15 protein-coding genes are annotated in these 18,853 nt (G+C 70.1%); 6 read left to right on the forward strand and 9 right to left on the reverse strand.

The genetic code is table 11. The annotated features are described in order from the left end of the window. Window position 1: 1 nt before the first annotated feature. Window positions 2-2,155 (reverse strand): sensor histidine kinase, encoded by a 2,154-nt coding sequence (locus ACFOPH_RS05215; RefSeq protein WP_312551319.1) that lies wholly within the window; start codon window positions 2,153-2,155, stop codon window positions 2-4. A 186-nt stretch (window positions 2,156-2,341) separates the two neighbouring features. Here ACFOPH_RS05215 and ACFOPH_RS05220 point away from each other — a divergent pair, with 186 nt between their 5' ends. Continuing rightward, complete coding sequence (locus tag ACFOPH_RS05220; RefSeq protein ID WP_312551320.1) at window positions 2,342-3,724, forward strand: MFS transporter; 1,383 nt, start codon at window positions 2,342-2,344, stop codon at window positions 3,722-3,724. Window positions 3,725-3,818: 94 nt separating this feature from the next. Here the strand turns inward: ACFOPH_RS05220 and ACFOPH_RS05225 are convergent, their stop codons facing one another. Further along, a complete protein-coding gene (locus ACFOPH_RS05225) occupies window positions 3,819-4,775 on the reverse strand; it encodes an IS1595 family transposase (RefSeq protein ID WP_312551322.1) in 957 nt (318 codons plus the stop codon). Window positions 4,776-4,926: 151 nt separating this feature from the next. Between ACFOPH_RS05225 and ACFOPH_RS05230 the strand changes: the two genes are divergently transcribed. The 3 genes from ACFOPH_RS05230 to ACFOPH_RS05240 all read left to right on the forward strand — a co-directional run bounded on the left by ACFOPH_RS05230 (window position 4,927) and on the right by ACFOPH_RS05240 (window position 7,341). After that, window positions 4,927-5,826, forward strand: a complete 900-nt coding sequence (locus ACFOPH_RS05230; RefSeq protein ID WP_379733975.1) for a LysR family transcriptional regulator — start codon at window positions 4,927-4,929, stop codon at window positions 5,824-5,826. 117 nt (window positions 5,827-5,943) lie between these two features. Further along, entirely contained in the window at window positions 5,944-6,729 is a 786-nt protein-coding gene (locus tag ACFOPH_RS05235) for a DODA-type extradiol aromatic ring-opening family dioxygenase (RefSeq protein WP_312551326.1), read from the forward strand. Window positions 6,730-6,765: 36 nt separating this feature from the next. Then, window positions 6,766-7,341, forward strand: coding sequence for a YceI family protein (locus tag ACFOPH_RS05240; protein ID WP_312551327.1), 576 nt, complete (start codon window positions 6,766-6,768; stop codon window positions 7,339-7,341). A 99-nt stretch (window positions 7,342-7,440) separates the two neighbouring features. On the opposite strand, the gene ACFOPH_RS05245 is transcribed toward ACFOPH_RS05240, so the two are convergent. From ACFOPH_RS05245 to ACFOPH_RS05275, 7 genes are all read right to left on the reverse strand, one after another. After that, window positions 7,441-8,730, reverse strand: a complete 1,290-nt coding sequence (locus tag ACFOPH_RS05245; RefSeq protein ID WP_379733977.1) for a glycerate kinase type-2 family protein — start codon at window positions 8,728-8,730, stop codon at window positions 7,441-7,443. 663 nt (window positions 8,731-9,393) lie between these two features. Then, window positions 9,394-9,789 (reverse strand): hypothetical protein, encoded by a 396-nt coding sequence (locus ACFOPH_RS05250; protein ID WP_379733979.1) that lies wholly within the window; start codon window positions 9,787-9,789, stop codon window positions 9,394-9,396. Window positions 9,790-9,991: 202 nt separating this feature from the next. Continuing rightward, on the reverse strand, window positions 9,992-11,788 hold the full coding sequence (locus ACFOPH_RS05255; RefSeq protein WP_379733981.1) for a PHA/PHB synthase family protein: 1,797 nt from the start codon (window positions 11,786-11,788) through the stop codon (window positions 9,992-9,994). A 10-nt stretch (window positions 11,789-11,798) separates the two neighbouring features. Beyond that, on the reverse strand, window positions 11,799-12,623 hold the full coding sequence (locus ACFOPH_RS05260) for a universal stress protein (protein ID WP_379733983.1): 825 nt from the start codon (window positions 12,621-12,623) through the stop codon (window positions 11,799-11,801). 52 nt (window positions 12,624-12,675) lie between these two features. Next, window positions 12,676-13,605: a universal stress protein gene (locus ACFOPH_RS05265; protein ID WP_379733985.1), complete on the reverse strand. Its 930-nt coding sequence runs from the start codon at window positions 13,603-13,605 to the stop codon at window positions 12,676-12,678. 232 nt (window positions 13,606-13,837) lie between these two features. After that, complete coding sequence (locus ACFOPH_RS05270; protein ID WP_379733987.1) at window positions 13,838-14,326, reverse strand: universal stress protein; 489 nt, start codon at window positions 14,324-14,326, stop codon at window positions 13,838-13,840. 190 nt (window positions 14,327-14,516) lie between these two features. Continuing rightward, window positions 14,517-15,014 carry a hypothetical protein gene (locus tag ACFOPH_RS05275; protein WP_379733989.1) on the reverse strand — a complete coding sequence of 166 codons (498 nt, stop codon included), beginning with the start codon at window positions 15,012-15,014 and terminating at the stop codon, window positions 14,517-14,519. Between the two features lie 373 nt (window positions 15,015-15,387). On the opposite strand from ACFOPH_RS05275, the gene ggpS reads away from it, so the two are divergent. Next, window positions 15,388-17,709, forward strand: a complete 2,322-nt coding sequence (gene ggpS, locus ACFOPH_RS05280; protein WP_379733991.1) for a glucosylglycerol-phosphate synthase — start codon at window positions 15,388-15,390, stop codon at window positions 17,707-17,709. 27 nt (window positions 17,710-17,736) lie between these two features. Beyond that, a complete protein-coding gene (locus ACFOPH_RS05285; protein ID WP_379733993.1) occupies window positions 17,737-18,834 on the forward strand; it encodes a mechanosensitive ion channel family protein in 1,098 nt (365 codons plus the stop codon). The last annotated feature ends 19 nt before the right edge of the window (window positions 18,835-18,853 follow it).

The following is an 18,853-nucleotide window of genomic DNA, read 5'->3' on the forward strand; positions in this document are numbered from 1 at the left end:
TTCATGATTCGGTGGGCAGCGTGAAGGTGAAGATGGCGCCGCCGCCGGCGCGGTTCTCGACGTCGATGCAGCCGCCGTGGGCTTCGACGATGGTGCGGCAGATGTTCAAACCCAGGCCCAGGCCGTCGCGCTTGGTGGTGAAGAAAGGCGCGAATACCTGTTCCAGCTGGTCGGGGGCGATGCCCGGCCCGCGGTCGGCGACGCCGACGCGCAGGACCTGGCCGGCGCGGCGGCAGGACAGTTCGATGGCGCGGCGCGCAGGTGGGCCGGCCGGCTGGTTCGGCTGCTCCTGCATCGCCTGCAGCGCGTTCTGGACCAGGTTGACCAATACCTGCTCGAGCAGGACGCGGTCGCCGCGCACGGTGGCGCCGCCGTCTTCCAGCACCAGGCGCAGGCTGGCGCCGTGGCGCTGCAGTTCGGGCTTGAGCAGGGTTTCGGCGTGGGCGGCCAGGCTCGCCATGGCCAGGCTCTGGTACTGGGCCCGCTGCGGATTGATGAAGGCGCGCACCCGCTTGACGATCTCGCTGGCGCGCTGCGACTGGCCGACGATCTCGTCGAGGGCGCCGGCCAGGATCTCGGGCGGCCCCGCGGCGGCGAGGGCGCGCGCGGCGACGGCGAAATTCGACAGGGCCATCAGCGGCTGGTTCAGTTCGTGCGCCAGCGTGGACGCCATTTCGCCGACGCTCGCCAGGCGTGCGCTGCGCTGCAGGCGCAGCTCCTGGTCGCGCTGGCGCGCTTCGGCCTGCTTCTGCGCGGTGATGTCGACGACCGAACTCATCCAGCCGCGGTGCACGCCCGCGGCGTCGACCAGCGGCGCGGCATAGACCATGGTGATGACGTCGTGCCCGTCCTTGTGGCGGATGCGCGATTCGAAGCCATGCGGCGCGGCGCGCCCCTGCAGCGCGTCGTCGCTTTCGCGCGCCTGCTTTTCCAGGTCGTCCGGATGCCAGTAGGGGTAGGGCGGGCGGCAGCCGAGCAGCTCCTCGGCGCTGTAGCCGACCATGGCGCACAGCGCCGGGTTGACGTAGATGATCGTGCCCTCGGGGTCGCGCGCGCGCATGCCCACCAGCAGCGAGTCTTCCATCGCCTTGCGGAAGGCGTGGGCCTCCTCCAGGTCGCGCGTGCGTTCCTCGACCCGGCGTTCCAGTTCCAGGCGCGCCGTGCGCTGCTCGACGAAGCGCTTCTCGCGCAGGCGCAAGTAGAGCACCCCGAGCAGCAGCAGCGCCATCGCCAGCGCGGCGAGCATCAGCGCCGACTGGCGCGCCTGGGCCACTTCCTTCATGCTCGATGTGACGGTCAGGGTCCAGCCGAGTTCCGGCAAGGGCGTGTCGAGCGCCAGCAGCCTGCGCTTGCGGCCCTCGACCTCGGTGCGCAGGATGGTTCCGGAGGCATCGGGCAGCGCCTCCCTGGTCCAGGGCAGCAGGTCGAAGCGCGCGCGGCTGCCGTACTGGCCGTGCTCGGCGACCCAGCTCGCGTCGGCGGCGGAGACCGGGTCCAGGCTGTGGAACAGCCATGCGGGCACCGCGCTCAGGAACACGATGCCGCGGCTGTCGCGCAGGACCACCGGATCGGCGCCGCTCATCCAGGTCGCCTGCAAGGGCTCCAGGCTGATCTTGACGACCATGACGCCGAGGATGGCGCCGCCCGCGCCCCCGCGCACCGGCTCGGCGATGAACAGGCCGGACTGGCCGGTGGTCAGGCCCAGGCCATAGAAAAAGCCGCGCCGGCCCTGGATCGCGTCCTCGAAGTAGGCGCGCTGGCGGTAGTTCTGGCCGACGAAGCTCGAGGGCAGGTTCCAATTGCTGGCGGCGAGCGTCAGCCCGTCGCGGTCGACCAGGTAGAGGGCGGCGGCGCCGGTGGTCGCCTGCAGGTCGGCAAAATAATCGTTGGCGCGCGCGCGCAGGGCGGGGTCGTCGGGAGCACGCAGCAGCGCCAGCACGCCGGGGTGGCGCGCCGCGGCGTGCGGCAGGAAGTCGTGCTTCTCGACCAGGCCGCGCAGGCCCAGCGCATGGGCGCCGGCCGCCTGGTGCAGGGCCTCGGTCTTCGATTGCAGCTCGCGCCGTTCGGCCCATTCGCCGGATGCCGCGATCAGGACCAGCGCGCCCGCGGCGGCGGCGAGCGCGCGCCAGTGACGCGCGATGAACCAGCTGGCCATTCGAATCGTTCCAGGTTGATGATCGCGAGACGATAGCAGGTACGCCGGCGCTTTGGAACACTTCTGCGTAGTTCTACGTAGGCGGGGGCGCCGAAGTTGCGGATGCGCGCGGCGCCGGGCGGCGCGATAGTGGCGGACCGGGAACGGGAGGACACGTCGATCTCCCGCCGATCACAGGAGACAAGCATGACGACAATCACAAAGACGGCGGCCGAGGATGGCCGCACTGCCGGCCGCAGTGCGGGTGGCGGCAGCGGCCAGGCCCAGGCCCACGCCGGCGAGCGCATTTCCGCCAAGCGCCTGCGCGCCATCTTCGTCGGCTCGGCCGGCAACCTGGTCGAATGGTTCGACTTCTACTGCTATTCGGCGTTCGCGCTCTACTTCGCCAGCGCCTTCTTCCCGGCCCAGGACCCGACCGCGCAGATGATGTCGACGGCCGGCATCTTCGCGCTCGGCTTCTTCGTGCGCCCGATCGGCGGCATCCTGTTCGGCCGCCTGGCCGACCGCCGCGGCCGCAAGACGGCCCTGATGACCTCGGTCCTCCTGATGTGCTTCGGCTCGCTCATCATCGCCTGCGCGCCGACCTACGCCACCGCCGGCATCCTCTCGCCCTGCCTGCTGCTGCTGGCGCGTCTGCTGCAAGGCCTCAGCCTGGGCGGCGAGTACGGCGCCAGCGCCACCTACCTGTCGGAGATGGCGGACTCGAAGCACCGCGGCTTCTACGCCAGCTTCCAGTACGTGACCCTGATCGGCGGCCAGCTGCTCGCACTGCTGCTGTTGCTGGTCCTGCAGCGCTTCCTGCTGTCCGACGAGCAGCTGCGCGCCTGGGGCTGGCGCATCCCGTTCTTCGTCGGTGCGACGCTTGCCGTGCTGGCCCTGACCATGCGCCACAATATGCCGGAGACCCAGTCGTTCGAGGCGGCGCGCAAGAAGGCGAAGAAGATGGGCGGCCTGCAGCAGCTGATGCAGCACCCGAAGGAAGTGCTGCTGGTGATCGGCCTGACGATGGGCGGCACGCTGGCGTTCTACGTCTACACCACCTACATGCAGAAATTCCTGCGCCTGTCGGTCGGCCTGACCGATGCCCAGACCACCGCGGTGTCGGCCGCCTCGCTGCTGTTCGCGATGTGCCTGCAGCCACTGTACGGCGCACTTTCGGACCGCATCGGCCGCCGTCCGCTGCTGGTGGGCTTCGCGCTGCTCGGCACCATCTTCACCGTGCCGCTGTTGACCGCGATCCGCAACGCCAGCGGTCCCTGGGAAGCCTTTGCGCTGATCGCCTGCGCCTGGATCATCGTCTCGGGCTACACCTCGATCAATGCCCTGGTCAAGGCCGAGCTGTTCCCGGCCTCGATCCGCGCCACCGGCGTCGGCGTGCCCTATGCCTTCGCGGTCTCGGTGTTCGGCGGCACGGCCGAATACCTGGCCCTGTGGTTCAAGTCGATCGGCCTGGAGAGCGGCTTTTACTGGTATGCCACCGGCGTGGTTGCCTGCACCCTGGTGGTTTGCTGGTTCATGCGCGATACCGCGGCCAATTCCCGCATCGACGCGGAAGCGCGCAATCCGTGATCGTTCCGGATGTGCTAGCGGTATGAGAAAGCCGGCAGCAATGCCGGCTTTTTGTTTTCAAAGCGCTCGCGCAGATTGATAGGCGCTGTCATCGCTACGTGTTGAAAATGCCCAAGGCCGCTCGCAGGAAGCGTTCTGGCGAATCGATACGCCGGCCATCGAGCGCCCAGCGCCAGCCGAGGTAGTGCGGCAGGTAGCGCGAGGCGACGCCGTGAAAGCGGGCCAGCCATTGACGAAAGCGCCGGTGGTAGCCGTTCACGTTCTGCACGTGCACCGCGCCGCGCACCCGCTCGCCGCCACGGAGGTTGACGAAAGCGTGCGACAGTCCGGCCTCGCGCGCGAACCTGCGGTACGCTGGATGACCGTCGCTGACCAGCAGCACGTCGCGTTCGAGCACCGGCAACAGGTGCCGACGTAATTGCACAGCGGTGACGGCGCCGCGTCCGGTCACGAAATCGACGGTGGCACCGGACCGGTCGCGCGCGACCAGGATGCAGTCGTGCTCGCGATTGATGCCGCGCTTTGCCGCCACGCCGCCACGCTTTCTTGGCGGTCGATCCAGCCTGCGCGATCCTTTCTGCGATTCGAGCAGGAACAGCTCGTCGGCCTCGGCGATGCCGGACAGCAGTGTCGGCCGGTCGTGCCTGGCCCAGGCCAGGAAGCGGTGGCGCCAGCGGAAACTGGTGTTGCGGTGTATGCCGAGCGTCGCGGCGGAGGTGCGCACCGACTGCGCCTCGAGCATGCGCTCCAGGTAATCGAGCCAGAGTCCGCGGTGGCGCAGGCGGGCCAGCGGTGTTCCCGTCAGGGCGCTGAAGGTTTTGCCGCAGTCGCGGCAGCGGTAGCGCTGCAGGCCGCGGTCGCGTCCATGCCTGTGATGCCGCTCGCCGCCGCAGCCGGGACAAACAAGGCGGGACGGTGTCGCTGTCTCGATCGCGGCGCGCAGCCGGTCGAGGCCGAGCGCGGGGCGCAGGCGCTCCAGTAATTGCCGCCGCTGGCCCTCGCTCAGCAGGCTCACGCCGTCGATCCACCGCTTGAACCTTGCCGTCTGCATCGTCGTCCTCGTCGCTGGTCCGGATATACGCTCAGACCACGCCGCGGCTCCACAGTTCAGTTAACCCAACAGGTAACGGTGACAGCGACGATTGATACGCTGGACGCATTAATGTGCATATAATCGGCCTATTGTTCCTCCAGGTGAGAAAATGGACCGCTTCCTCGAAATGAAGGTCTTCGCCGCCGTCGTCGACGCCGGCAGCTTCACGGCCGGCGCCGAAGTGCTCGGCATGTCGAAGGCCGCCGTCTCGCGCCACGTGGCCGAACTCGAGGAACGCCTCGGCGTGCGCCTGCTGCACCGGACCACGCGCCGGCTCTCGCCCACCAGCGAAGGCGAGATCTTCCACGCGCGCTGCCGCGAGCTGCTGGCCAACCTCGAGGAGGCCGAGGCCGAGATTTCCTCGGGCGTCGGGGAAGCGAGCGGCCTGCTCAAGCTGAACGTGCCGGTGAGCTTCGGCCTGATGCACCTGGCGCCGCTGTGGCCGATCTTCATGGCGCGCCACCCCAGGCTGGCGCTCGACATCACCTTGTCCGACCGCGTGGCCGACCTGGTGGAAGAGGGCTACGACGCCGCAGTGCGCATCGGCCAGCTGGCGCCGTCCTCCCTGATCAGCCGCAGGCTGGCGAGCACGCGGATGGTCGTCTGCGCTTCGCCGGACTACCTGGCGCGGCGCGGCGAACCGGCCCATCCGGCCGATCTGCTGGGGCATGACGTGATTTCCTACAGCCTGTCCGCCAGCGGCGAGAACTGGAGCTTCGCCCGGCCGGGCGGCGGCGAGGTGACGGTGCGGGTCGCGCCGCGGGTGCGCACCAACAGCGGCGACACCTGCCGCGCCGCGGCCCTCCAGCACCAGGGAATCATCTTCCAGCCGACCTTCATCGTCGGCCAGGACCTGGCGCAGGGCACGCTGCGCGAAATCCTGCCCGGCTACCGCGCGGCCGAACTCGGGATCCACGTGGTCTACCCCTCGCGCAAGTTCGTCTCGCCCAAGCTGCGCCTGCTGGTCGATTTCCTGGTCGAGGCTTTTACGGAACCCGACTGGGACTGATTCGATTGTTCCAGTTAATGGAACAGTGTTACCCATTTGGGCCACTTTATCGATGGCCCGCGCAAGAATATGATGGGTGCTGTTGGCGCGGTTGCGCTGCCTTCCACAGGACCCGACATGCATTTCTTGCCCTCGCTATTCCTCTCCCACGGTTCGCCGATGCTGGCCATCCAGGACACGCCCGCGCGGCGCTTCCTGCAGGGGCTGGGCGCGGCGCTGCGGCGGCCCGCGGCGATCGTCGTGGTCTCGGCGCACTGGGAGACCATGGGTGCGCCGGCCGTCAGCCTGGCGCCCCGGCCGGAGACCATCCACGATTTCGGCGGCTTCCCGCGCGCCCTGTTCGAGATCCGCTATCCGGCGCCCGGTGCGCCGGCGGCGGCCGAACGCGCCGCCGCCCTGCTCGAGGAAGCGGGCATCGCGGTCGGCCGCAGCACGGTGCGCGGGCTCGACCACGGCGCCTGGGTACCGCTGTCGCTGATGTATCCCGACGCCGACATCCCGGTCGCCCAGCTCTCGATCGTGCGCGGCGCCAGCCCGGCCGAACATGAGCGCCTCGGCCTGGCGCTGGCGGCCTTGCGCCGCGAGGGCGTGCTGGTGGTCGGCTCCGGTTCGCTGACCCACAACCTGTACGAATTCAGGGGCCAGGCCATCGACGCGCCGGCGCCGAACTGGGTCAGCGGCTTCGAGCAGTGGATGAAGGCGCGCCTCGACGCCAGCGACCGCGCGGCCCTGCTCGACTACCGCCGCGCGGCGCCCCACGCCGAACGCAACCATCCGACCGAGGAACACCTGTTGCCGCTGTTCGTCGCCATGGGCGCGGCCGGCCCAGGCGCGCAAGCAACCCGGTTGCACACCAGCTTCGAGCACGGCGTGCTGGCGATGGACGCCTACGCCTTCGAATGAATCCGATTCACTGTTAATCTTACAAAAGGACCCACCATGAAACTGATCAAGCTGATTTCCGCCACCACGCTCGCCCTGGCCGTCGCCGCGCCCGCATTCGCCGCCCCCGAGACCTATGCGCTCGACCCGGCCCACACCTTCCCGCGCTTCTCGTACAACCACATGGGTTTCTCGACCCAGCTCTCGCGCTTCGACAAGACGAGCGGCAAGGTGGTGTTCGACAAGGCGGCGAAAACGGGCAGCGTCGACATCGTGATCGACATGAAGTCGGTGAACACGGGTTCCTCCCTGTTTAACGAACACATCCAGGGCGCGGACTTCTTCGATACCGCCAAATATCCGACGGCCAGCTTCAAGTCGACCAAGGTCAACTTCACGGGCGACAAGCCCTCGACCATCGAAGGCCAGCTGACGATCAAGGGCGTCACCCGCCCGGTGACCCTCACCGTCACCTCGTTCCAGGCGATCCCGCACCCGATGCTGAAAAAAGACGCGATCGGCGCGAACGCCAGCACCACCATCAAGCGCAGCGAATTCAACGCCGGCAAGTACGCGCCCGGCGTGAGCGACGAGGTGCGCATCGATATCGCCCTGGAAGCGATCAAGGAGTAATCCCGCTCCGCGGCCACCGGGGCCGCACGGAATCCAACGGGTAAAGACAACGGCGGCATCCATGCCGCCGTTGCCGTTCCTGCGACGTGGCGCCGGCGCCTAGTCCTCGTCCAGCACCAGCACCGCCCGGAAATCGTTGACGTTGGTGAGGGTGGGGCCGGTCACCACCGCATCGCCCAGGGCGCCGAAGAAGCCATGGCCATCGTTGTCCTGGAGGGCGTCGGCCGGCCGGATGCCGCGCGCCCAGGCCCGCGCCAGCGTGTCCGGCGCCAGCAGCGCGCCCGCGACTTCTTCCTGGCCGTCGACGCCGTCGGTGTCGCCCGCCAGCGCATGGATGCCGGGCCGGCCGTCGAGCGCCAGGCCGAGCGCCAGCAAGAACTCGACGTTGCGCCCGCCGCGGCCGCTGCCGCGCACCGTGACCGTGGTCTCGCCGCCCGACAGCAGCACGCAGGGCGGCGCGAAGGGTTGTCCGTGCCGGGCGACCTGGCGCGCGATTCCGGCCATCACCTTGCCGACGTCGCGCGCTTCGCCTTCGATCGCGTCGCCGAGGATATGGGGCGCGATGCCCGCTTCACGCGCCACCGCGGCGGCCGCCTCCAGCGCCATTTGCGGGGTGGCGATCATGCGCGTTTCGCAGCCGGCCAGGCGCGGGTCGTCCGGCTTGACCGATTCGCCGGCCCCGCTTTCGAGCACGGCGCGCACATGCGCGGGCAGCGCGATGCCGTAGCGCTTGACGATCGCCAGCGCGTCGGCGCAGGTGCTGGGGTCGCCCACGGTCGGGCCGGAAGCGATGTCGCAGGGGTCGTCGCCGGGGACGTCCGAGATCAGCAGCGTGACCACCCGCGCCGGGTGGCAGGCGGCGGCCAGGCGTCCACCCTTGATGCCGGACAGCTGGCGCCGCACGCAGTTCATTTCGCCGATGGTGGCGCCCGACGCGAGCAGGGCGCGGTTCACCAGCTGTTTGTCTTCCAGCGTGATGCCATCGAGCGGCAACGGCAGCAGCGACGAGCCGCCGCCCGAGACCAGGCAGATCACGGTGTCCTCGGGACCCAGCCCGCGCACCAGCGCCATCATGCGTTCCGCGGCGGCCAGGCCGGCGGCGTCCGGCACAGGATGCGCGGCCTCGACGATCTCGATGCGCTCGCAGGGGACGGCGTAGCCGTAGCGGGTCACGACCAGCCCGGACAGCGGACCGGGCCAGTGGCGTTCGAGCGCCCGGGCCATCGCGGCCGAGGCCTTGCCGGCGCCGATCACGAGCACCCGGCCCGGGTTCGGCGTCGCCTGCAACAAATGCAGCGGCAGATGAGGCGGAACGCAGTGTTCAGGTTGCGCCGCCTCGACGGCGGCCTCGAACATCTTCAGCAGCAATTCGCGCGGCGTCGATCGCATCGTGGGTTCTCCCTCCGGGCCGGCGGTTGCCGGCCGATGCCGACATTCTAGCGCGTATCGCTGTGCCGCCGATGAGCAAGCGCCGATGGGCTGGCGGCGCTGCGCGTCCGGCGGGCCAGCCGTGGCGCGGCGGCGGTTCGTGGGTGCCGGGCTGGGTCGAATAGGTCGGGGCGGGGCCGTCCCCAGCCCCGGCCCCAGCTCCGGCCGCGGTGTGCGCGGGCGGCCAGCCGCCGCGGGCGGGGGCTGCGCCGGAGGCCAGCACGGGGAGGGACAGAAGGCCGGACAATAACATGCGTCGCGATGTCATGATGATCTCCGAACGGCGGGCCGTGGGTCGGCGCGGCGCCCGAGTGCACCCCCGGCCCTGCGTACCTCGAACACGACAGTACGAGGGCGGGCGCGGCAGTGCAAGCGGATTCGGAACAGGATATGAGCGAACGCATCGTGAATTCCGCGCGGCACGGAAAAGGCTTGCAGCACCGCAAGATCATCACTGCAACTTTGTGATACGGCATCGATGCCGCGCTGCGCGCGAGGCCGTGTGCCGTCTGCCGTGTCCCTGCGCCAGGCGGGTGCGTGGGGCCGCCTCGGCGCCATGCCCGCGGGAGGGTCGGCGTTGCAGGCGGGCCGCGCGTTCCAGGCCGGCGCGGCCGGACGGGCGTGCTAGTGCGGCGCCGGTGCTCCCTGTCGCGGGGCGCCGGAAGCCGGAAGCGGCGCATGCGGCGGCGGCCGCAGGATCGCCTCGAGGGCGGCGGCGACCTCGCGTCCGCGCTCGAGATCGCCGTCCTCGACGCGGGTGGCGGTACGGTGCAGGGCGCACAGGATGGAGGCGTGATGGGCGCGGCACGGGTGCAGGCCGGCGTCGCCGAGCAGTTCGAGCAGCGCCTCTTCGTGGCGGAAGGCGGCCTCGACCGCATCGACCACCGAGGGGAATTGCTGCGCGAATTCGGTGTCCGGGCAATTGCCGAGGCCGGCGATGCGATCCAGCAGGACCCGGCGCCGGTGCTGCAGCGCGGTAGAGGCCGCTTCTGGCGGCATATCGATATGACGGAAACGCATGATGTCCCTGGTTTTGAATGTCAAAAAATGGCAGTGTCCCGGCTGGACGCGGGTTGTGGTTTGATGCATATCAAGTCCCGAGGGCGCTCGGCGACCACGCCGCAATCGTGCCCGGGGCCGGCATGGGCGCCGGGGTGGGCGGCGCCAGCTTGCGCCAGGCCATGCGCGACGCCGGCGCCGCCGTCCCGCCCCGCCGACCTCGCTAGGACGCGAGCACGTAGCGCCCCGGCGCCGGTTCCAGGCCCGGGGGCAAGTGCGGCGCGTCGACCAGCGGTCCGGCGTGCCCGGCCAGCCAGGCTTCCCAGGCCGGCCACCAGCTGCCTTCGGTCACCGGCGCTTCCCGCTGCCAGCGTTCCGGATCGATGTAGGGTGCATTGTCGGCCTGGGTGGCGAGCTGGTAGGCGCGGCCGGCGCCGCCCGGTGGCGCGACCACGCCCGCGTTGTGCCCGCCCGAGGTCAGCAGGAAGCTCACCTCGGTGTCGGTGAGCAGGCCGATCTTGTAGACCGAGCGCCAGGGCGCGACGTGGTCGGTGCGGGTGCCGACCGCGAAGATCGGCGCGGCGATGTCGGTCAGGGCGACCGGCTTGCCGTCGACCAGGTAGCGGGCGCTGGCCAGGTCGTTGTTCAGGAACAGGCGCCGCAGGTAGTCCGAGTGCATGCGGTAGGGCATGCGGGTGGCGTCCGCGTTCCACGACATCAGGTCGGTTTCGCGTTCCGGCAGGTCGAGCAGGTAATGGCGCAGCCGCCGCGACCAGATCAGGTCGTTCGTACGCAGGAGCTGGAAGGCGCCCGCCATCTGGCGCGTGTCGAGGTAGCCCTGGCTCCACATCGTCGCCTCCAGGAAGCTGACCTCGCTCTCGTCGATGAACAGCGACAGCTCGCCCGGCTCGGTGAAGTCGACCTGGGCCGCCAACAGGGTCAGGCTGGCCAGGCGCCGGTCGTGCTCGCGCGCCATCGCCGCCGCCGCGATCGCGAGCAGGGTGCCGCCGAGGCAGTAGCCGCAGGCGTTGACCCGCGCCGCGCCGGTCTCGCGCACGATGGCGTCGAGCGCCTCCATGATGCCCAGGCGCCGGTAGTCTTCCAGGCCGAGGTCGCGCTCCTCGGCCCCCGGGTTTTTCCAGGAGATGACGTAGACGCTGTGGCCGTGCCCGACCAGGTAGCGCACCAGCGAGTTGTGCGGCGACAGGTCGAGGATGTAGTACTTCATGATCCAGGCCGGCACGATCAGGAGCGGCACCGCATGCACCTGCGGCGTGACCGGGTCGTAGCGCAACAGCTCGATCAGTTCGTTGCGCAGCACCACCTGGCCCGGCGTCACGGCGACGTCGCGCCCGGGCAGCAGGCCCGGTGCGGCCGGCCCGGCCCAGGCGCGCCAGCCGTCGCGCGCGGCGCGCAGCGCGCCGCCCACCAGGTTCATGCCGCCCCGTTCGCAGGTGGTTGCCAGCACGACCGGATTGGTGGCGACGAAGTTCGACGGCGCCACGCAGTCGAGCAGCTGGCGGGCGACGAAGGTGACGACGTCGGCGTGGTGCTGCGACATGCCGCGCACGCTGCTGGTGGCGCGGTGCCACCATTGCTGCTGCAGCAGGAAACCCTGGCTGAGTGCATTCCACGGCCAACGGTGCCAGGCCGGATCGTCGAAGCGCTTGTCCTGGGCCAGCGGCGTGATCGGCTCGGCCAGCGGCGCCACCGGCTCGGCCAGCCTGGCGACGGCGGCGCCGGCGCTGTAATGCAGCCAGCGCCCGAGCGCCGAGGCGGCGTGGGCCGCCAGCTCGGCCTGCTTGTCCGGCGACAGCAGCAGGTGGCTGCTCCAGTCGAGCCAGGCCATCGCCAGCGCGGCCGGCGACACGTGGCCGGTGAAGCGCCCGAGCCAGGCATGCAGCGCCAGGTCGGCCGCCGCATGCTCGACCGCGGTTTCCGGATAGCGGTGGCGCGTGCCTTGCCAGGCGCTGGCGTCGCGCTCGAGCACGCCGCCGGAAGGGAGTCCGGGCTGGTTCATGCGCCGGCCTTTAGTGCGCGAACAGCACCGGCAGCGGCGCGCGTTCGAGCAGGACGCGGGTGGCGCCGCCCAGCACGATCTCGCGGTAGCGGCTGTGGCCGTAGGCGCCGCTCACCAGCAGGCCGGCGCCGGCATCCTGCGCGATGCCGAGCAGCGCCTGCCCGGCCGGACGCTTGCCGCGCTCGACGACGACCTCGACCTTCACGCCGTGGCGCGCCAGGTAGAGCGCCATGTCGGCGCCCGGTTCGTCGCCGTGCAGGCCGCTTTCGCGCTCCGGATCGATCAGGGCCAGGCGCACCACGGCCGCGCCCGCCAGCAGCGGCAGGGCGCCGTCGATCGCGCGCAGGGCCGGCACGCTGCCGTCCCAGCCGACCACGATGCTGTCGGCCAGCGGCTGGCCGACATACGCGGGCGGCACCACCAGCACCGGGCGCGGACCGTGCAGCGCCAGGTACTGCGGCAGGCCGCGCGGGGAGCCCGGGGCGGGCAGGTCCTGGCCGATGACGACCAGGTCGGCGTAGCGCGACTGCAGCAGCAGGGCGTCGCGGTTCTCGTCCTCGACCAGGCGCCCCTCCAGCGATTGCACGCCGAGCTGGCGTGCGCGCCCGGCGAAGCGCTCCAGGCTCTGGCGGCCCGCCGTGCGCAGCGCGTCGTATTCGTCGCCCGGCGCCACCGCCATCGAGCCGGTCAGCAACGCATAGGCGGGCCAGGACATGCCGGTGGCGGCGGCGCCGACCAGGTGCGCCTCGTGCGCATTGGCGAGCCAGGCGGCGGCGCGCAGCCGCGCGTCCAGTGCGGGGCTGTCGTCGACATGAACGATGATCGTCTTGTACATGGCGGTTCCTTTCCTTCGATGGCGGGTCGGGTTGCGGATGGGCGCCGGCAGGCTAGCGCGCCATCAGCACCGGCAGGGCGGCGTTGCGCAGGACGGTGCTGCTGGCGCTGCCGAGCAGCAGTTGCTGGAAGCGCGAGTGGCCGTAGCAACCCATGACGAGCAGGTCGCAAGCGCGCTCGGCCGCCAGCGCGAGCATTGCGCCGCCGATGTGCTGCGCCGCGTGCCGCGGGTCGCGCCGGGCGATCTCGGTGCGCACGCCATGGCGCCCCAGGAACGCCTGGGCGTCGGCCAGTTCCTGGTCGCTGGCGCAGTCGTTGCCGTCGGCGGCGCCGAACACGGCCAGGATGGTGCGGTCGGCGCGCTGCAGCAGCGGCAGGGCGGCAGTCATCGCGCTCGACGCCTGCCGGCTGCCGTTCCAGCACAGCAGGACCCGGCGCGGGCAGGCCGGCGCCTGGGCCGCGCGCGGGACCACCAGCACCGGGCGCCCGGCGTTGAGCACGACGTACTCCGGCATGCGCGCGGCCGAGGGCGTGTTGCCCAGGCTTTCGTCGGGATCGTCCTGGCTGACCACGACCAGGTCGGCGAAGCGCGCGAGCAGCGCCAGGCCATCCGGGACCTGGTCGCAGATCATGCGCGATTCGTGCGAGACGCCGTGGCGCCGGGCGATCGCTTCGAAATCGTCGAGCGCGCGCCGGGCCGAACGGGCCAGCGGTTCGACGTAGCTGGCGAGCAGGGTGCCGGGCGGAACGTCGTAGCCGTGCGGGAAGACGGCGCTGCCGATGCCGGTCATGGCCGCGCCGACCAGGTGGGACCCGTGTTCCGCCCCGATGGCGGCGGCCAGTTCGATGCGCTGGCGCGCGTGGCGCGAGAGGTCGACATGCACCAGGATGGTCTCGTAGCCCATGGCGAGCTCAGTGCGCGCAGCCGGCGCGCGGGACGCAGCCGCGGCGCCTTCGCTGGGAATCGGTATCCGCTCGAACATGCGCACCTCGTCAGACGGGTTGGTTGAACGTCCGGATCGGGCCCAGGGGCCGGCACGGTCCAGGGCCAGTCTGCTGCCCGGGGCGCCTCTGCGCCATGATCTGCATCAAATCTGGCCGGATGACGCGAACGGTACTTGATAAGCAGGCTGGACAGTATCGATGGTTTGTATTGCGCGGCCGACGCCGCATGCCGCGGCGGGAGGTGCCGCGCGCCGCGCCCGGCCGCCGTCCCTAGCGCGCGCCTCCGGCCGCCGGCGCCGGCGCCTCAGGTTGTGCAGGGCGCGCACGGTAGACCATCACCGGCACCGTCGCGTAGGCGAGCACGCGCTGGGTGACGCTGCCGGCGATCAGGCGGCTCAGGCCGCGCCGCCCATGCGAGGCCATGAAGACCAGGTCGCAGCCGTGGCGCTGCACCGCCCCGACGATCGCGTCGGCGGGCGAATATCCGTAGGCGGCCTCGGCCTTGCATGCCACGCCGGCCTCCGTCGCCGCCGCGGCGACGCGGTCGGCATCGCGCCTGGCCTGTTCCAGCAGGACGTCGAGCCGGGCCGGGGCGTCGGTGGCGAGCGCGCCCTCGGCACTCAAGAGCACCGGTTCCGGCTGGGCGATCGCGAGCGCGACCAGCTCGCAGCCGCAGGCCTTGGCGAATGCAATGGCCGCATCGGCGGCTTCGTTCGACAGCGCGGAACCGTCGGTGGGGACCAGGATGCGTCGGTACATGGAGTGCTCTCCTTGTGGGAATGGTGGCGTGCTTCGTCGGCACCGCGTCGGCACCCGTGAGCGCACGACAGGCGCGCCGACAGGATGGGTTGAGCGGACGCTCGGGTCCTTGATGCATATCAAAAACACCACCGTGTCCGGTGCGCCCAATCCCGCATGGCCGCGCCCGCGTACACCCGGACCTGCCTTGCTAGCGGCCCGCTCCGCCGGCGGGCGGGCGCCGCAGGACCAGCTGGACCGCAGCCGCGCGGTCATGGCGCGCGAAGCGGGCCGACGAACCTGCCGCCGCGCCGGTGCTCCTGCGCCCGCGCGCGCTGCCGCCCACCAGCGCCAGGTCGGCGGTGAAGCGGTGCAGCGACAGGATGGCGGCGAGCCCGCACAGCGCTTCCCGGCCGAGGTCGGTGTCGCCGGCCTCGACCTGGGGCGTGACCCGGTGCAGCGCGCACAAGGCCAGCGCGTTGTCGGCCAGGTGGGCCTGCAGGCCGCCATGGCCGGCCGCCTCCATCAACGTTTCCTCGTGGCGAAATAGCGCCTCGACTTCGGCCACCAGCAGCGGCCAGCCCGCCACGAATTCCGCATGCGGCGCGCCAACCAGCTTTGCGATGCGGCTGCACAGGACCTTGCGCGCGTGCCGCATCGCGCTGCCGATGACCTGTACCCGTCCGTTGGCGGCGTTGCTGCGCATCATGTTCGCCCTCCATGGTTTGCCGTTCAAGCAAATAGTTTCGACAGGCGACGGGACTAGTTTTTGATACAAATCAAAGTGATAGGGCTAGGTGAGCGTGCGAATCTGTGCAGGTACGTGGCCGAAATTTGACAGTTTGGAACAGTTCCGCATGGACAGTGCATTTGTGCAAATGCGTTGTAGCTGTTACCATACTTTCTCTCGACGCGGCCCCGCCGCGTTTCGCCGCTTCGGGCTCCGCCCGTTCTCACTCTCCTGGCAATCGCCGGCGCTGCGCGCGCTCGGCCCGATTGTGTTCGCCTTGTGCGGTCGATTCCGCACGCCCACCAGGTCGGCGCAGCAGCGCCGAGCGCATCGCTCTGAAAGGACGAAGACGATGACTGTATTACCACGACGATGGGCCACGCGCCTGCAACCCGATCATTTTGTACTGGCTACCGATCTCGACGGCACCCTGCTTGCCGGCAGCCTTGACGCCCGGCGCCGCGTGCGCGAGCTGTTCTCGGCGCAGCAGGACGGCGCCCGCCTGGTGTTCGTCACCGGCCGCGGCATCGAGTCGATCCTGCCGCTCCTGAGCGACCCGACGATTCCGGTCCCCGATTACATCATCGCCGACGTCGGCGCCACGGTCGTTCACGGCGACCTGCGCCCGGTCGACGACATCCAGCAGGAAATCGCCGCGCACTGGCCCGGTTCGCAGGCGGTCCTGAAAGCCCTGGCCGGCTTTCCCGGGCTGCGCCGCCAGAGCGTGCCGCAGGAGCGGCGCTGTTCCTTCCTGGTCACCGAAGGCGATGTGACGCCGGCGCTGCGGGCCGCGGTCGACGCCCTCGGCTGCGACCTGCTGCTGTCGGCCGGCTGCTACCTCGACGTGCTGCCGCGCGGCGTCGGCAAGGGACCGGCGCTGCTGCGCCTGGCCCAGGCCGCCGGCTTCGATCCCTCGACCATCGTGGTCGCGGGCGATACCCTGAACGATTTGTCGATGTTCGAGACCGGCCTGCACGGCATCGTGGTCGGGCAGGCCGAGCCGGCACTGGTCGAGGCGGTGCGCAAGCGGCCGCTGGTGCATATCGCCGACGGCGCAGGCTGCGACGGCATCCTCGAGGGTCTGGCCCACCACGGCGCGCTGCGCGCGCAGCAGGGCGCCGCTGCGCCCGATGTGCCCGATGTGACCGATGCGGCGGCCGGCAAGGCCGGCCTGGTCATGGTCTACCACCGCCAGCCGTTCGACGAGGTGGTCGAGAACGGCGTGCCGTGCCGGCGCCGTCCGCGCAGCCCGAACGGCATCATCCCGACCCTGCTGCGCTTCTTCGCCGGCAGCGGGCGCGGTTCCTGGGTCGCGTGGTCGCAGCAGGAAAGCCGCACGCCGGCCGGTTTCGAGACCCACGTCGTGGTCGACGCCGAACGCTACCCGAGCCTGGTGGCCGCGCGCGTGGCGCTCACCGCCGAAGACATCGACATCTTCTACAAGAAGTTCTCGAAAGAGGCGTTCTGGCCGATCATTTTCTCCTTCCCGGACAAGGCCGAGTTCAACCAGGCCCACTGGGAGCGCTTCCTGGAGGTGAACCGCCTGTTCGCCGAGCAGGCCGCGCGCGAAGCCGGGGAGGGCGCGGTGGTCTGGGTCCACGACTACAACCTGTGGATGGTGCCGGCCTTCCTGCGCCCGCTGCGCCCGGACCTGCGGATCGCCTTCTTCCACCACACGGCCTTCCCGTCCAGCGACGTGTTCAACATCCTGCCGTGGCGGCGCGACATCATCGGCAGCCTGCTGCAATGCGACTACGTCGGCTTCCATATCCCGCGCTACGTCGAGAACTTCGTCGACGCGGTACGCTCGTTCGCCCCGGTGGACGTGTGCGGCACCGCGCCCTGCGCGCCGCGCTTCCTGACCTACGGCTGCGCGCTCGGCGTCGACACCATGACGAGTGCGATCGAGGTCGGCGGCAGGCGGGTGGCGCTGGGCGCGCATCCGGTCGGCACCGACGCCGCCATGATCGAGGCCCTGGTCGCCACGCCGGCGGTGCGCGCGCAGGCCGGCGCCCTGCGCGACTACCTGGGCGACGTCACCGGCATCGTCTCGATCGAGCGCCTCGACTACGTGAAGGGCACGCTGGAGAAGCTGCAGGCCTTCGAGCGCCTGCTGGAACAGCATCCCGAACACATCGGCAAGGTCACGCTCCTGAACATCATCACCCCGGCGGCGCCAGGGATGGACATCTACGAGAACCTGCGCGTCGAGGTCGACCGCACCGTGGGTCGCATCAACGGCCGCTTCTCGACCCTGGGCTGGGTGCCGGTGCGCTACTTCTACCGTTCGCTGCCCTTCGACGAGGTGATCGCCCACTATGCGGCCTGCGACGTGGCCTGGATCACGCCGCTGCGCGACGGGCTGAACCTGGTCGCCAAGGAATTCGTCGCCGCCAAGCGCGCCGCGGGCAACCCGGGCGTACTGATCCTGTCCGAGTTCGCCGGCGCCGCGGTCGAGCTGCACGGCGCCCTGCTGACCAACCCCTACGACGCCAACGCGATGACGGCGACCCTGCACCAGGCGCTCTCGATGGGCGAGGACGAGCGCGCCTACCGCACCGCGCGCATGGGCATGATCGTCGCCGAGCACGACGTCGCGCGCTGGGGCGAGGACTTCCTCGCCGCGGTAAACTCCGCCTGCGCGCAGCCGCCGCTCGAAGCGGATGCCGCCTGACATTGGAAACACACGAAAGAAAGAAACATGCGTAATCTCATCACCAACAACGACATCCAGGCCTGGCTGGTCGCCTTCGGCATCGCCGTGGCCGTGATCGTGCTGCTGTATGCGGCCAAGGGCCTGCTGCTGCGGCGCCTGGCGCACATCGCCCCGAATACCGTGACCTATCTCGACGACCTGGCCGTCAAGATCCTCGCCGCCACCCACCCGGTATTCATCCTGCTGATGGGCGTGTATGCCGGGGCCCAGGGCCTGATCATGGCCGAGCGCAGCGCGCTGTTCCTGCAGCACCTGACCGTGACCGTGCTGCTGCTGCAGGCGGCGCGCTGGGGCGACGTCGGCATCAAGGGCTGGTTCCACCACTACCGGCTGCGCCGCAGCGCCGAGGATGCGGCCAGCACCACCTCGACCGCGGCGCTGGGCTTCGTCGCCCGCACCGCGCTGTGGGTGGTGATCGCCCTGATGATCCTCGATAACTTCGGGGTCAACATCACGACCCTGGTCGCCAGCCTCGGGATCGGCGGTATCGCGGTGGCGCTGGCGATGCAGAACATCCTGGGCGACTTGTTCTCTTCCCTCTCGATCGTGCTGGATAAACCGTTCGTGGTGGGCGACTTCATCATCGTCGACGACGTGCTCGGCACGGTCGAATACGTGGGCCTGAAGACCACCCGCCTGCGCAGCCTGGGCGGCGAACAGATCGTGTTCTCGAACAGCGACCTGCTCAAGAGCCGGATCCGCAATTACAAGCACATGCAGACCCGGCGCGTGCTGTTCACGATCCGCGTTCCCTACAAGGTCAGCAAGGCCCAGGTGCTGGCGATCCCGCAGATCCTGCGCGAAGCGGTCGAGGCCCAGGAGCAGGCGACCTTCGACCGCGCCCACTTCAAGGGCTACGGCACCTCCTCGCTCGAGTTCGAGACCGTGTACTACGTGAAGAGCGGCGACTACGGCGTCTACATGGACGTGCAGCAGGCCATCAACGTGATCCTGTTCGAGCGCTTCGAGAACGAGGACATTCCCTTCGCCTACCCGACCCAGCTGCTCAAGCTGGACCAGCCGGAAGCCTGGCTCGACGTGCAGGCGGCCGTGCCCGAGGAGCGCCGCGCCGCCAACGGCTAGACCCTCGCCGCCGCGGCGG

Source organism: Massilia haematophila, from assembly GCF_042647645.1.
Lineage (GTDB): Bacteria > Pseudomonadota > Gammaproteobacteria > Burkholderiales > Burkholderiaceae_D > Telluria > Telluria haematophila.

Bases quoted from the DNA above. Each gene is read 5' to 3' on its own strand.
- ACFOPH_RS05215 (WP_312551319.1), bottom strand. From the start codon at position 2,155: ATGGCCAGCTGGTTCATCGCGCGTCACTGGCGCGCGCTCGCCGCCGCC.
- ACFOPH_RS05220 (WP_312551320.1), top strand. From the start codon at position 2,342: ATGACGACAATCACAAAGACGGCGGCCGAGGATGGCCGCACTGCCGGC.
- ACFOPH_RS05225 (WP_312551322.1), bottom strand. From the start codon at position 4,775: ATGCAGACGGCAAGGTTCAAGCGGTGGATCGACGGCGTGAGCCTGCTG.
- ACFOPH_RS05230 (WP_379733975.1), top strand. From the start codon at position 4,927: ATGGACCGCTTCCTCGAAATGAAGGTCTTCGCCGCCGTCGTCGACGCC.
- ACFOPH_RS05235 (WP_312551326.1), top strand. From the start codon at position 5,944: ATGCATTTCTTGCCCTCGCTATTCCTCTCCCACGGTTCGCCGATGCTG.
- ACFOPH_RS05240 (WP_312551327.1), top strand. From the start codon at position 6,766: ATGAAACTGATCAAGCTGATTTCCGCCACCACGCTCGCCCTGGCCGTC.
- ACFOPH_RS05245 (WP_379733977.1), bottom strand. From the start codon at position 8,730: ATGCGATCGACGCCGCGCGAATTGCTGCTGAAGATGTTCGAGGCCGCC.
- ACFOPH_RS05250 (WP_379733979.1), bottom strand. From the start codon at position 9,789: ATGCGTTTCCGTCATATCGATATGCCGCCAGAAGCGGCCTCTACCGCG.
- ACFOPH_RS05255 (WP_379733981.1), bottom strand. From the start codon at position 11,788: ATGAACCAGCCCGGACTCCCTTCCGGCGGCGTGCTCGAGCGCGACGCC.
- ACFOPH_RS05260 (WP_379733983.1), bottom strand. From the start codon at position 12,623: ATGTACAAGACGATCATCGTTCATGTCGACGACAGCCCCGCACTGGAC.
- ACFOPH_RS05265 (WP_379733985.1), bottom strand. From the start codon at position 13,605: ATGTTCGAGCGGATACCGATTCCCAGCGAAGGCGCCGCGGCTGCGTCC.
- ACFOPH_RS05270 (WP_379733987.1), bottom strand. From the start codon at position 14,326: ATGTACCGACGCATCCTGGTCCCCACCGACGGTTCCGCGCTGTCGAAC.
- ACFOPH_RS05275 (WP_379733989.1), bottom strand. From the start codon at position 15,014: ATGATGCGCAGCAACGCCGCCAACGGACGGGTACAGGTCATCGGCAGC.
- ggpS (WP_379733991.1), top strand. From the start codon at position 15,388: ATGACTGTATTACCACGACGATGGGCCACGCGCCTGCAACCCGATCAT.
- ACFOPH_RS05285 (WP_379733993.1), top strand. From the start codon at position 17,737: ATGCGTAATCTCATCACCAACAACGACATCCAGGCCTGGCTGGTCGCC.